The sequence below is a fragment of the Pseudolysinimonas sp. genome (assembly GCF_031389465.1).
Taxonomy (GTDB): domain Bacteria; phylum Actinomycetota; class Actinomycetes; order Actinomycetales; family Microbacteriaceae; genus Pseudolysinimonas_A.
Genome location: NZ_JANMSQ010000140.1, coordinates 1 through 11,862 on the forward strand (window position 1 = coordinate 1; position 11,862 = coordinate 11,862).

14 protein-coding genes and 1 tRNA gene are annotated in these 11,862 nt (G+C 66.6%); 4 read left to right on the plus strand and 11 right to left on the minus strand.

All coding sequences use genetic code 11. From position 1 onward, the window contains the following. From RMO30_RS05415 to RMO30_RS05425, 3 genes are all read right to left on the minus strand, one after another. A partial coding sequence (locus RMO30_RS05415; protein ID WP_309710483.1) for an NAD(P)-binding domain-containing protein occupies positions 1-618 on the minus strand: 618 nt, incomplete at its 3' end. Positions 619-624: 6 nt separating this feature from the next. Next, positions 625-1,182, minus strand: coding sequence for an OsmC family protein (locus RMO30_RS05420; RefSeq protein WP_309710486.1), 558 nt, complete (start codon positions 1,180-1,182; stop codon positions 625-627). Positions 1,183-1,293: 111 nt separating this feature from the next. Next, positions 1,294-1,890 (minus strand): helix-turn-helix domain-containing protein, encoded by a 597-nt coding sequence (locus tag RMO30_RS05425; RefSeq protein ID WP_309710489.1) that lies wholly within the window; start codon positions 1,888-1,890, stop codon positions 1,294-1,296. Positions 1,891-1,978: 88 nt separating this feature from the next. On the opposite strand from RMO30_RS05425, the gene RMO30_RS05430 reads away from it, so the two are divergent. Both RMO30_RS05430 and RMO30_RS05435 read left to right on the plus strand, forming a co-directional pair. Then, the gene (locus RMO30_RS05430) at positions 1,979-2,779 is read left to right on the plus strand and encodes a sugar phosphate isomerase/epimerase (protein ID WP_309710491.1); all 801 of its coding nucleotides are present in this window, start codon (positions 1,979-1,981) and stop codon (positions 2,777-2,779) included. After that, positions 2,779-3,939: a Gfo/Idh/MocA family oxidoreductase gene (locus RMO30_RS05435; protein ID WP_309710494.1), complete on the plus strand. Its 1,161-nt coding sequence runs from the start codon at positions 2,779-2,781 to the stop codon at positions 3,937-3,939. The genes RMO30_RS05430 and RMO30_RS05435 overlap by 1 nt, the downstream gene beginning before the upstream one ends. 4 nt (positions 3,940-3,943) lie before the next feature. On the opposite strand, the gene RMO30_RS05440 is transcribed toward RMO30_RS05435, so the two are convergent. After that, on the minus strand, positions 3,944-4,183 hold the full coding sequence (locus RMO30_RS05440) for a hypothetical protein (RefSeq protein ID WP_309710496.1): 240 nt from the start codon (positions 4,181-4,183) through the stop codon (positions 3,944-3,946). Positions 4,184-4,250: 67 nt separating this feature from the next. Further along, positions 4,251-4,982, minus strand: coding sequence for a GAF and ANTAR domain-containing protein (locus RMO30_RS05445; RefSeq protein WP_309710499.1), 732 nt, complete (start codon positions 4,980-4,982; stop codon positions 4,251-4,253). 135 nt (positions 4,983-5,117) lie between these two features. On the opposite strand from RMO30_RS05445, the gene RMO30_RS05450 reads away from it, so the two are divergent. Next, positions 5,118-5,789: a GAF and ANTAR domain-containing protein gene (locus RMO30_RS05450; protein WP_309710502.1), complete on the plus strand. Its 672-nt coding sequence runs from the start codon at positions 5,118-5,120 to the stop codon at positions 5,787-5,789. A 19-nt stretch (positions 5,790-5,808) separates the two neighbouring features. On the opposite strand, the gene RMO30_RS05455 is transcribed toward RMO30_RS05450, so the two are convergent. The 5 genes from RMO30_RS05455 to RMO30_RS05475 form a co-directional block, all read right to left on the minus strand. Further along, positions 5,809-7,236, minus strand: a complete 1,428-nt coding sequence (locus tag RMO30_RS05455) for an alkaline phosphatase D family protein (RefSeq protein WP_309710505.1) — start codon at positions 7,234-7,236, stop codon at positions 5,809-5,811. Between the two features lie 120 nt (positions 7,237-7,356). After that, a complete protein-coding gene (locus RMO30_RS05460) occupies positions 7,357-7,938 on the minus strand; it encodes a hypothetical protein (protein WP_309710507.1) in 582 nt (193 codons plus the stop codon). Between the two features lie 2 nt (positions 7,939-7,940). Next, positions 7,941-8,576, minus strand: a complete 636-nt coding sequence (locus tag RMO30_RS05465) for a helix-turn-helix domain-containing protein (protein WP_309710508.1) — start codon at positions 8,574-8,576, stop codon at positions 7,941-7,943. Between the two features lie 11 nt (positions 8,577-8,587). Further along, positions 8,588-9,628, minus strand: coding sequence for a methionine synthase (locus RMO30_RS05470; protein ID WP_309710511.1), 1,041 nt, complete (start codon positions 9,626-9,628; stop codon positions 8,588-8,590). After that, positions 9,625-10,620 carry a putative oxygenase MesX gene (locus RMO30_RS05475; protein ID WP_309710517.1) on the minus strand — a complete coding sequence of 332 codons (996 nt, stop codon included), beginning with the start codon at positions 10,618-10,620 and terminating at the stop codon, positions 9,625-9,627. The genes RMO30_RS05470 and RMO30_RS05475 overlap by 4 nt, the downstream gene beginning before the upstream one ends. Before the next feature lie 124 nt (positions 10,621-10,744). Here RMO30_RS05475 and RMO30_RS05480 point away from each other — a divergent pair, with 124 nt between their 5' ends. Then, positions 10,745-11,686: a LysR family transcriptional regulator gene (locus RMO30_RS05480; protein ID WP_309710514.1), complete on the plus strand. Its 942-nt coding sequence runs from the start codon at positions 10,745-10,747 to the stop codon at positions 11,684-11,686. Between the two features lie 59 nt (positions 11,687-11,745). On the opposite strand, the gene RMO30_RS05485 is transcribed toward RMO30_RS05480, so the two are convergent. Next, a tRNA-Arg gene (locus RMO30_RS05485) sits at positions 11,746-11,820 on the minus strand. Positions 11,821-11,862: the final 42 nt, after the last annotated feature.

Below are 11,862 nucleotides of genomic sequence, written 5' to 3' on the forward strand. Positions count from 1 at the left end.
GCCTCGGTAGCTGCGCGGCATCCGCACGTGCTCCCCCGCGGCGAGGGTGACGTCGCGGCCCGCGCGCGCGATCTCGTCGGCGAGTTGGGCGCCGCTCGCGGAAGCCCCCACGACGAGCACTCCCCCGTCGGCGAGCGACTCCGGCGACCGGTACGACTTCGAGGTGAGAGAGAGGATGCCGGCGGGCACCCCGTCGGCGACCGGTGGCAGGTTCGCGATGCCGCTGCCGCCGTTGGCGAGCACCACCGCATCCGCTTCGTACTCGCCGTCGTCGGTGGTGACCCGGTACCCGCTATCGGCGGGCGCGACGCTCGTGACGGTCACTCCGGATCGCACGGGCGCTTCGATCGCGCGCGCGTACGCCCCGAGATGGTCGGCAACCTCGGGTGAGGTCATGAAGCCGTCCGCGTCATCGCCGGCGTAATCGAACCCGGGAAGACCGCTCTGCCAGTTGGGGGTGAGCAGACGCAGCGAATCCCAGCGATCACGCCGCCACGAGTTCGCCACCTCACCGCGTTCGAGCACGACGTGGTCGATGCTCCGCTCGGTAAGGCGGCGACTCATGGCGAGGCCGGAATGACCGGCCCCGACGATGACGACGGTGGTGCGTGTCGTCACAGAGGCTTAGGCGACGCTGACGGTGACGTTGGTCGGGTTGGTGAGCGCGTCGAAGACGGCCGAGCGCTTCTGCGACTGGGCGACCAGCGCCGCGATGTCTTCCTTCGACGCGTCGGCGTCGATGTCGAACGAGACGCGGATGTCGTTGAAGCCGTTGCGCACCTCCGGGTCGCCGCCGAGGATACCGAGGATGTCGTGGTCGCCCTCGACGGTCGCCTTGACGCTCTTGAGCTGGATGCCGCGGTTCTGGGCGACGGCAGCGACACCGGCGGTGAGGCAGCCGGCGAGGGCGGCGAGAACGGTCTCAACGGGGGTCGGCGCGTTGTCCTCGGAGGCGAAGACCTCGGGGTGGTCACCCTCGAGCACGAACGCCTTGACGTGCTTCTGCTCGGCGCCGAGACCCTGGAAGTGCTCGATGGTCTGACGCGAGTGGGTTCCTCGGATCCACTCCGAGGTGGCCTTCCAGGTGAACTGCGCGGCGGCGGGGGCCTCACGCAGTGCGTCGCGCGCCCCGAGGAGGGCCTCGGTGTTGACTCCGTTGTCGGCGGTGGCGGTGGTGCTCATGGCGGTTTCCTTCCTGATGACCGCACGGTGTTCCGTGCGAAGACACCTGGGACGCTAGTCCGCCAGCTTCAGGAAACGAGGGTTGTTACGCAACATTGCGTCGTCGGCGGGCTAGGGCGCGAGGATCCTTTCGAGCAGGTGCAGGCTTTTCGCGATGTCCACGTCGGGGTCGAGGAGCCACTGCGTCTGGAGGCCATCGGATGCCGCGATGACGAGCGCCGCCATGGCTACGGCATCGACGTCGCCTCGCATCGTGCCGGCTTCCTGACCGGCACGGATCCAGACGACGAGTTTGGCGCGCAACTGCGCGAAACGTGCGGAGAAGAAGTCGCGCGAGTACTTCTTGTCGGCCTCGAGCGAGCCTGCGAGCAGCGTCGTATAGAGGGCGACGAATCCTGGGATCGTGACGTTGCGCTCCGCGGCACGCACCATGATTCCGACGACCTCGGTCTTCTCCGCCGGGTCGAGGCGACGACGCTCGCCCTCGCGGAGGACTTCCACCAGGAGTTCCTCACGCGAGCCGAAGTAGTGCAGCAGGGCGGCGTGCGAGACGCCGATTTTCTCGGCGATCGCTCGCAGTGAGGTGCCATCTGCCCCTTTGTCGGCGAACACCTCAATCGCCCGGTCGAGGATCTCCTGACGTCGGGCCACGCCCTTCGCATAGGAGCCGGGACGCACCGGCGATGCCGCAGTGGGTTGGTCGGCCATGTCGGAAGCCTAGCGACCACAAACCTCCATGTGGTGGTTTCTGTGTTAGGTTTCCCGTCACGCGACGATGCCCAGAAAGCAGGAGCCCATGCCCAACCCCGCCATCTCCATTCAGTTGTGGACGGTGAGAGACGAACTCGCCGCAGACCTCGATGGCACGCTCGCGAAGCTGGCGTCGATCGGGTTCACCCACGTCGAAGCGTTCGGTTTCGTCAGCCGCGCAGACGAACTGAGCGCAGCTTTCGCCCGGCACGGCATCACGTCGCCGACCGGTCACGCCTCGCTCGCATCGGGTACAGAGAACCCGTTCGACTCCTCGATCGCCGTGCCTGCTCCGGCCGAGGTCTTCGCCGCCGCACAGAAACTCGGTATGACGACGGTCTTCGACCCGTTCGTCGCGGCCGACCGCTGGGAGAGCGTCGAGGAGATCGCCAAGACCGCCGACGCGCTCAACGGCGCCGCACGGATCGGCGCGGACTATGGCGTCTCGGTCGGCTACCACAATCACAACCAGGAGTTCCTGACGAAGATCAACGGCCGCTTCCCCCTGGAGATCTTCGCCGAACTCCTCGACCCGGCCGTGAGCCTGGAATTGGACCTGTACTGGGCCTCGGCCGGCGGAGCCGACGTCGCCACGCTCGTCGAGAGGCTCGGCGACAAGGTCACGGCTCTGCACATCAAGGACGGAACGCTCGAACCGCTGCCCTCGCTCGGTGCGCTTCCCACCGATCAGGTCCCCGCCGGCCACGGCGTCGTCGCCCTCACCGCAGCGTTGGACGCGGCCACGCATGCCGGGTTCGCGATCATCGAATTCGACGCGTACTCGGGCGACATCTGGCAGGGCGTCCAAACCGGGTATGAGTTCCTTGCGGCCCGGGGTCTGGTCTGATGGCCGCCTTCGCCCCCGTCGGATCTGGCCCGGTCGGCATCGGGGTGATCGGTGCGGGGAACATCAGCGACACGTATCTGGACAACCTGGGTAGCTTCCCCGATCTGAACGTGCTGATCGTCGGCGACCAAATGACCGAGCGTGCGGCCGCGCAGGCGCACAAGCACGGCGTCCCGGCGTTTGGTACGGCCGGCGACGTGCTCGCCCATTCCGGCGTCGAGCTCGTGATCAACCTCACGATCCCGGCGGCGCACGTCGAAGTGTCATCCCAGGCGATCAGCACGGGAAAGCACGTATGGAGCGAAAAGCCGATCGGCATCGATCGCGAGAGCGCACGGGCGCTCCTCGCGCAGGCGGCTGCCGCAGGCCTGCGAGTCGGCGTCGCCCCCGACACGGTGCTCGGCCCCGGCGTCCAGTCGGCCAAGCGTGCGATCGAGCGCGGCGACATCGGGAGGCCGCTGTTCGCTCAGACGAGCATGCAGTACCAGGGCCCCGAGGTGTTCCACCCCAACCCCGGTTTCCTCTACGCGCACGGCGCCGGCCCCCTCTTCGACATGGGTCCGTACTACTTCACGACCCTGGTGAGCATCCTCGGTCCGGTCGCCTCGGTTGCCGCGCTCAGCCTCAAAGCCGTCGAGCAGCGCGAGATCCTGGTGGGGCCGGAGGCGGGTACGACCTTCCCCGTCGAGGTGCCGTCGACGATCAACGTGCTCGCTCAGTTCGAGCAGGGAGCGCAGTCGCAGTCGCTGCTGAGCTTCGACTCGCCGCTGCGTCGTCAAGGCGTCGTCGAGATCTCGGGCACCGAGGGAACGATCGTGTTGCCGGATCCGAACATGTTCACCGGGCACAGCGCGATCACCCGGCCTTTCAGCCACCGGGGCGCCGACCCGGGCATCACAGCCGGGACGGATCAGCCCTGGGTCGACGTGGCCGAAGAAGGCGTCGTCGTGGGTCGAGGCCTCGGCGCTCTCGACATGGCGCGCGCACTCCGCGCCGGCCGGCCGCACCGGGCGACCGGCGAGCTCGGCTACCACGTGCTAGACACCATGGTCGCCGCCCAGGAGTCCGCCGCCCGCGGCGAGTTCGTCACCGTGGAAAGCAGCCTCGAGCCGATCGAGGCCATGCCCGTCGACTTCGACCCGTTCGCCCGAACGCTGTGAAGAGTTAGAACCGACGGTGCGCCGGGTGGGAGTACGAAATCCCGTGCCGCCACTGCGAACGTTGCAGCCAGTGAGCCATCACCTCGACCAGTTCGGCGCTCAGTCTGATGGCATACGGGTTCCCGAATGCGGGCCGCGGGCCGACGACGAGTTCTGTCACAGCCGGCACGGGACCGCGGATGGAATCGGGGGCGACAGCCGAATGGGTATCGGTGATTGCCACCTCGACGAGGACGTTGCTCATAGCTGGACCCCTCAGATCGGCGCGGATAGAAACCCGCTGCCGAGGACCAGAGCAACTGCGGCTGAGACTACACCTTCGGGCGCGGGCTCAGATTAAGAGTTCGCGCGGTGACGCCTTCGGCGACGGCGCGGAGGGTCATGTTGTGGTTGCGGGCGTGGTCCCGAAGGCGGGTAAATGCTGCGTCAACACCGATCTGCTCGAGTGCCGACAGCACACCCTTCGCCTGCTCGATGATCACGCGGCTCTCGAGCGCCCACTGCAGCTGTTCGGCGACGATCCCGGTCTCGCGGATGCTGCGCTCCTGCAGAATGCCAATCGTCGCGACATCCGCAAGCGCCTGGGCAACCCCTGCATCGGCTGAGTTGAGGATTCCGGGCTCGTTGCTGAACAGGTTCAAGGCACCGAGCACTTGACCCCGCAGCCGCATCGGAGTGGCGTGAACGGCGCGGAATCCCTGCCCGAGCGCCGCCGCCTGGAACTCGGGCCACCTCTCGCCCGATTCGGCGATGTCGGCGAGCTGCACGACGGAGCCGGTGCGAAAACAGTCGACGCACGGTCCAGCGCCGGCACTGAGCTGCATGATCTCGACGAGGTCGGCTTGCTCGCTGGTCGACGCGAGCAGTTGCAGCTCACCGTCTTCGTCGGCCAGCACCAGGCCGCCCGCCTCGACGTCGAGCACCTCGGCGCAGACCTCAACGAGGGTGTGCAGCAGGTCGATCAGGTCGTAGTCGGCGATCAAGGTATCGGCGACGGTGACGAACGCAGCGTTGATGCGCTGTTCTCTCGACAACTCACCCATGACGATCCCCACTCATGTCGCGATCGCAGTTGGCCCGGTAGGCCGACCGTCGGGTCGTGCTCGAAGCGTACAGTGGCCAGATAAGACCCAGCCCGGCCCTGAGGCCGGATCCGCGGACCGAGCCGAAGGCGCCACATGGCGGATCCCCGTGATGGGCGTCCTGCAGGCGGAGAATCGCTCTGTGCGCCGTTCCCCCGCGAGCTGCGAGTTGCCTGGGCGTCGGTATCGGTTTTCGACGGTGACGGGCGGCAGTCGACCATCTGTGCGACCCACCCGGTCGCCGCCCGGCTCGACGAACTCCAGCTCGAACTCGGCGAAGGTCCGCAGTGGGATGCGTTACGCACCGCGCGCCCCGTGCTCGTCTCATCGCTCGACGGTCCTCCGACGCCGTGGCCGGCGTTCGCGGTGGCGGCCCGCCAACTCGGCGTGAATTCAGTCTTCGCCTTCCCGATGTTTCTGGGAGCCGTCACCGTCGGCGTCGTCGGGCTCGCCTCCCCCCGCGTCGTCACTCTGGGTCCCTCCGAGATCGCGACCGCCATCAGGCTGACCAGCAAGGTCACGCGCGGCGCCGTCATGCGCGCGCTTCACGAGGCAGATGAGGAACGGCCGCCGGAGGGCCTCTCGAACCCCGCAATGCGCCGCGAAGTGCATCAGGCCACCGGGATGATCCTCGCCCAACTCAACGTCTCGGCGACCGAGGCGTTCGCGCGGCTGCGTGCCCACTCGTTCGCGACCTCACGCTCGGTTCAGGATGTCGCCCGCGATGTCGTGGCGCGAGTGCTCGACTTCCGCGACCTGGCGGAGTGACCGGCGGGAGCAATGTGGACTACGGGGTCAGCACGACCTCGTGCCCGAGTTCGAGCCCATCGCTCGACGTGAGCACCTCATCGACGAACCACCACTGGCACGACAACCGCTCGGGCGCGCAGTCGACGACGAGGAAGCCGTGGCTGTCGAGGTCGCACCAGCGGAGGTCGCGCAGCATCCTCACCATCGCCGCCTCGTAGGTGCGCGACTCGGTGCCGCGCGGCCACTTCATCTTGTCGTCGAGGTTGGCGGAGGTGACGGAGGGCGTCGTCCACTCGATGAACTCGCCACCGTTCCGCAGCGGATTGACGTGTTCCGCCGAGAAGTGCACATCGCCGCTCAACACGACGGTTCGATCGGCGAGGGCTGCGGCATCCATCAGTGCGTCCTGTTCGAAGTCGAAGTTGTCCCAGAGGTCGTGGAACGACTCGGGCGCGTCGGCCTCGGCCATCTTCATCTTGTGCAACGCGAACAGCGCCGTCTCATCACCGATCGCGGCATCGAGGTCGGACAGCATCGACGGCAGCGCGAGGAACGTCCACCCGGGGTTCGGGGTGCTCAGCCGGTCGAGCATGAAGCCGCGCTGCTCGAGACCGAGCGCGGTCTTCTCTGGGACGCGCGGGCCGTCGGGGTCGCTGCGCGCCAACCGGGTCTCGCCGAGCAGGATGCGACCGGAGACTCCGAGATCGATCTCCTGCCAGATCGGATCGCCCTTGGCCGGGCGGCGGAGCGTCGGCATCCAGTCGCTCCATACCGTCAGCGCGGCGTCGCGGCGGTCGCTCCACGGACCTTGGTGCTCCTCCTCGTGCTCCTGCGCCCCGTCGAGCCACGCATTGTCGCTCAGTTCGTGGTCGTCGATCGTCGCCATCATCGCGTGGCTGGCGTGCAGCGCCTGAAGGTCGGGGTCGCCGCGATAGAGGGCGTAGCGACGGTTGTAGTCGTCTCGCGTGACGCAATCGCCGGGCGGATCCATCGGCCGGTCGGTTGCGGCTCCCGCGGTCTGCTTGCCGGTCGGAATCTGCGCCGCCTCGTAGATGTAGTCGCCGAGGTGCAGAACGAAGTCGATGTCGTCACGTTGCCCGATCGCGCGGTACGCGTTGAAGTACCCCGAGTTGTACTTCGCGCAGGAGGCGACCGCGAACCGCACGGCACGATCGGTCGGGATGGTGCGGAACTGCCCGTCGATCGACGAGGTGCCGTCGACCGCGAAGCGGTAGCGATGCTGTACTCCCGGCTCGAGTTCGTCAACGCTCACGTGCACAGACCCGGTCACCGAATCGCTCTCGGCTTCACCCCGCTGCGCCTGTCCACCGTCGACCGCGACGCACTCCCAGCGCACGGTGTCGCCGGGGTTCGCGACCTTGGTCCAGAGCACGACGCGGTCGTGCGTGACATCCCCGCTCGCGACACCATACGGGAAGACGGATGCGGTGGTCGGGTTCGGCATGGCGCCATGCTAGGGCCAGCGGGACTCTGGGGCGACTGCGGCTTCGTGCCCTGGAGGGACTCGAAAAGCACCCGAGGTCTGGTGGACGGAGCGCGAGTCCATCGGCCCGCGTGGCTGCCTTCAGATGACGGGACGCGGTGGAGCTTCCGGTGCCTCGATCGGGCCGTTCGCGAGGATCCTCGTGATCATCTGGATAGCTCGATCGCTCAGGCTGTCGCCGGGGTAGAACTCGTCGTAGAGAGCCTCCGCCTCCGCAAGTGTCGTCATCCCACAGAGGCCAAGGAGAAGTCGGATGTCGCGCGTATCACGACCCGGCCGATTGGCCCTGAGCTTCATCGCGAGTAGCGCCTCCTTCGACGCGACCTGGATGGTGATCCAGTCCTTGTCGTAGATCGTCTCCCACTCGACTGCGCGGCCAAGCGTAGGCAGCGCATCGGCGCGCGTGACCTCGAAGTTCAGCCAGGATGCATTCCAGTCGTGGCGCTGGGCGACCTTGGCCGCCGCAGCGGCGACTGCGGTGTCGCTCCCAGGGCTGACGTGGAGCGAGTCGAGGTCTTGGGTGACTCCACGGTCGAAGTACCGGAGCGCCAGGGCGGCACCGCCGACCAATCGGATCCCCGCGACCTCCCCGGCATTCCATAACTCGTCGACGAGTTCACGGAGGCCGACGATGATGTCATCGCGTTCGAGGGCGGTCGCCAAAGTCAGACGCTCGCGAAGGTATCCCGCCAGACGAGTACGCCTCGCCTGGCGAACTCTTCGGGCACCTCGGAGTCCGGCGGAATGGGATCCGCGGCATCGACCCCGAGACCTCGGCGCTCGTGAACAAACCTGTTCCGGGCATCTACCCAATCTGGGGTCGGGAGTTCCTCGTCGCGAAGTCGCCATGCGACGACCGCCGCAAGGGCCGCGTCCCACACCGGGTCCTTCGTCGTTTCCGGTTCAGCGAGGCCGAGGACGCCGCGGACGAGACCTCGTTCCGCAACGAGGTTGTCGTTCAACTGGATCAGCGCACGCAGTGCTCGATCCTTGTCGCCATCGCGGAGTCGTTGCCGGATTTCCGCGGCAACCGTCGCGGCATCGTCACGGCGAGTCGGCGCGGAATACAGGCGATGGCCGGCAGCAGCGAGCAGACGATCGACGGTCCTGAACTCAGCGTCACGCCCACCCTCAGACCGGGAGACGGAAGCTTGGTCGACACGCGCGCGCTCGGCTAGCTGCTCCTGAGTGAGCAGCCTGCTCTTACGTGCCGCGCGCACGAGCGTCGATGCGTTGGCCAATCGACCATCTCCTTCAAATATGTCTTGAGAAGCATATCCCAGAAGGCACGCATCCGCCATGGCCGGGGCGGTCAGGGCCGTGAGGCAGTGAGCTCCGCGCGAATGATGTCCGCACCCGCCTTCAGCGCGCTCAGCTTCTCGAGTGCAACGTCCCGAGACAGAGGCGCCATGCCGCAGTTCGTGCTGGGGAGGAGCTTGTCCGCATCGACGAACTCGAGCGCGTTCCGGAGGGTTTCGGCGACTTCCTCCGGAGTTTCGATCGCCGCGCTTGCCACGTCGATGGCCCCGAGCATGACCTTCTTGCCACGGAGCAGCTCGATGAGGTCCATCGGGACATGGGAGTGGTGGCTTTCCAGCGAGACGATGTCGATGGTGGACTGCTGCAAGAGCGGGAAGGATGTCTCGTACTGCCGCCATTCGGGCCCGAGCGTCGCCTTCCAGTCGGTGTTCGCCTTGATCCCGTAGCCGTAGCAGATGTGCACGGCTGTTTCCGCGCGCAGTCCCTCGGCCGCCCTTTCCAGCGTGGCGACTCCCCAGTCCTGCACCTCGTCGAAGAAGACGTTGAAGGCGGGCTCGTCGAACTGGATGATGTCGACCCCCGCCGCCTCGAGTTCTCTCGCCTCCTGATTGAGGATCGTCGCGAACTCCCACGCCAGCTTCTCTCGGCTCTTGTAGTGGCGGTCGTAGAGCGTGTCGATCATCGTCATCGGGCCCGGGAGCGCCCACTTGATCGGCTGATCGGTCTGCCGACGGAGGAACTTCGCATCATCGACGAACACGGGTTTCTCGCGGCTCACGGCCCCGACGACGGTCGGCACGCTCGCGTCATACCGATCGCGGATTCGAACCGTCTCGCGCTGCTCGAAGTCGACCCCGGTGAGATGCTCGATGAACGTCGTGACGAAGTGCTGGCGGGTCTGCTCCCCGTCGCTGACGATGTCGATGCCGCGTCGGCGCTGCTCCTGGACCGCGATGCGCAGCGCATCCTGCTTGCCCTCGACCAGTTCGTCACCCTGCAACTTCCACGGAGACCAGAGGGCTTCCGGCTGCGCGAGCCACGACGGCTTCGGCATGCTGCCGACAAGCACGGTGGGAAGGAGTGCGCCGGTCATCCGACGGGAACGGGGTAGTCGGCGGCCCACTGCTCCAGCACTGTCCCGTGCGGCTTCATGAAGTGTTCCTCCGTGAACTTCCCCTGCGTGACCGCGAGCTGACTGCGCTCCTCGCGGTCGTAGGCGACCTGCGTGCGCGAGTAGTTCTGCTGCTCCAGGGTCGGGCGGTAGATGCTCGCGGCGGCCGAGTTCGCGTTGTAAATCTCCGGTCGGTAGATCTTCTGGAACGTCTCCATCGTGCTGATCGTGCCGATGAGCTGCAGGTTGGAGTAGTCGCCGAGCAGATCGCCGCGGAAGTAGAACGCGAGCGGCGCCACGGCATCGCGCGGCATGAAGTAGCGCACCTGCAAGCCCATCTTTCCGAAGTACTCGTCGGTCAGTGAGCACTCGTCCTGCTCGTACTCGACGCCGAGGATCGGGTGGACGTTCACGGTGCGACGATACGTCCGGCTCGTCGAGACGCTGATGCAGATCACCGGCGTCGTCGGGAAGCGCTCCCGGTACACGTCGGAGTCGAGGAAGCGCTCGAACAGCTTGCCGTGCAGATCTCCGAAGTCGTCGGGGACGATGGATCCGGGCGCGGCTTCCTTCTTAAAGGCCGTCAGCAGCACGCTGAAGTCGTAGTCGCGGACGTAGGACGAGAAGTTGTTGCCCACGATCCCTTGGCGGCGTCCGCCGGTGTGCCGGTCGACGATCTGGATGTCGAGGAACTCGAGCAGCGGAAACTCCCGATCCTCGCCTTCCGAGGTGAACTGCAGGCCGACGGAGACGATGTCGAGCTCCACGGTGTAGCGGTCGCCGTCCGGGTTGTCCCAGCGCGCGAGGTCGTTGAACCGGCCGTCGATCATCGTCAGGGCGTTGCGGAGATTCTGCTGACGGTGCTCGCCCCGGGCCAGATTGGCGAAGTTCGTGGTGGCACGGGAACTGTGCGACGGCGCGTAGTCCTCGTCGAAGCGGGTGGTGGTGATGCTGAACGTGAACTCGTTCGCCATGAGCGGCCCATCCGGTGGTCGGTCGGCCGGGTCGGCCTGTGAGGAAGTCGGTGCCTCCATGGTGCAAGAGCACTGCGGACATCGGGTAATTCGCCCCCGCTATGCACTGCCATAGTCTTTCCCTATGGCCCGGCCTTCGAGCGGCATCACGCTGCAACAACTCCTCTACTTCATCGAGGTCGCCGCGGAGGGGTCGATCACCGCAGCCGCGGACCTCCTCTACGTCGCCCAGCCGACCATGTCTGCGGCGATGAAAGACCTCGAGAGCCGGGTGGGCCGCGCCCTCCTCGTCCGCTCCGCCCGCGGGGTCACGCTCACCACCGATGGTGCGGAGTTCCTCGGGTACGCCCGGCAGGTCGTCGAGCAGGCCGCCCTGCTTGAGCAGCGCTACCTCGGCCGGCCGCCGTCGCGGCGCCTGCTCGGGGTGTCGACGCAGCACTACTCGTTCGCGGTCGACGCGTTCGTGCGCATGGTCAAGAGTGTCGACGCAGCCGAGTACGAGTTCTCGCTGCGGGAGACCCGCACCTGGGACATCATCGAGGATGTCCGCACGCTTCGCAGCGAGCTCGGCATCCTCTACCGGAACGACTTCAACCGGAACGTCATCGACAAGCTGCTCCGGGACTCCGGGCTGGCATTCCACCCGCTCTTCGTCGCCTCGCCTCACATCTTCATCTCTCGGAAGAACCCGCTCGCCGCTCGAGATCGCGCGACCCTCGCCGATCTCGCCGACCTGCCGCGGCTCACCTTCGACCAGGGGGCGAACAACTCGTTCTACTTCGCCGAGGAGATCCTCTCCACCTTGTCGAGTAAGCGGGAGATCCGGGTCTCCGACCGGGCGACGATCTTCAACCTCATGATCGGGCTCGACGGCTACACGATCTCGACGGGCATCATCAGCGATGACCTCGACCCGGAGATTGTCGCCGTACCGCTCGACGTTGACGAACGCATCGAGATCGGCTGGATCGGTCACTCCGCGATCCCCCTCACCGGGCAGGCCGAGCGGTACCTCGCTGAAGTGCGGGCGGTCGTCGCAGACTTCGGCGTGGCGCTGCTCGGCTAGGCGTAATGCCCCACTCCGTGAGCCGATTTCTCAGGCACAGGGTTCGCAAGAGGGGCATTTGGTGCCCCTGGAGAGACTCGAACTCCCAACCGTTTCCTTAGGACGGAACTGCTCTTCCATTGAGCTACAGAGGCTGACCGCCCGATTCTACGGGCGCGGCGCTCAGCCGGGCGGGG

Excerpts from the sequence above, each read along its gene's own strand:
- RMO30_RS05420 (WP_309710486.1), bottom strand. The coding sequence starts at position 1,182 with ATGAGCACCACCGCCACCGCCGACAACGGAGTCAACACCGAGGCCCTC.
- RMO30_RS05425 (WP_309710489.1), bottom strand. The coding sequence starts at position 1,890 with ATGGCCGACCAACCCACTGCGGCATCGCCGGTGCGTCCCGGCTCCTAT.
- RMO30_RS05430 (WP_309710491.1), top strand. The coding sequence starts at position 1,979 with ATGCCCAACCCCGCCATCTCCATTCAGTTGTGGACGGTGAGAGACGAA.
- RMO30_RS05435 (WP_309710494.1), top strand. The coding sequence starts at position 2,779 with ATGGCCGCCTTCGCCCCCGTCGGATCTGGCCCGGTCGGCATCGGGGTG.
- RMO30_RS05440 (WP_309710496.1), bottom strand. The coding sequence starts at position 4,183 with ATGAGCAACGTCCTCGTCGAGGTGGCAATCACCGATACCCATTCGGCT.
- RMO30_RS05445 (WP_309710499.1), bottom strand. The coding sequence starts at position 4,982 with ATGGGTGAGTTGTCGAGAGAACAGCGCATCAACGCTGCGTTCGTCACC.
- RMO30_RS05450 (WP_309710502.1), top strand. The coding sequence starts at position 5,118 with ATGGCGGATCCCCGTGATGGGCGTCCTGCAGGCGGAGAATCGCTCTGT.
- RMO30_RS05455 (WP_309710505.1), bottom strand. The coding sequence starts at position 7,236 with ATGCCGAACCCGACCACCGCATCCGTCTTCCCGTATGGTGTCGCGAGC.
- RMO30_RS05465 (WP_309710508.1), bottom strand. The coding sequence starts at position 8,576 with ATGGCGGATGCGTGCCTTCTGGGATATGCTTCTCAAGACATATTTGAA.
- RMO30_RS05470 (WP_309710511.1), bottom strand. The coding sequence starts at position 9,628 with ATGACCGGCGCACTCCTTCCCACCGTGCTTGTCGGCAGCATGCCGAAG.
- RMO30_RS05475 (WP_309710517.1), bottom strand. The coding sequence starts at position 10,620 with ATGGCGAACGAGTTCACGTTCAGCATCACCACCACCCGCTTCGACGAG.
- RMO30_RS05480 (WP_309710514.1), top strand. The coding sequence starts at position 10,745 with ATGGCCCGGCCTTCGAGCGGCATCACGCTGCAACAACTCCTCTACTTC.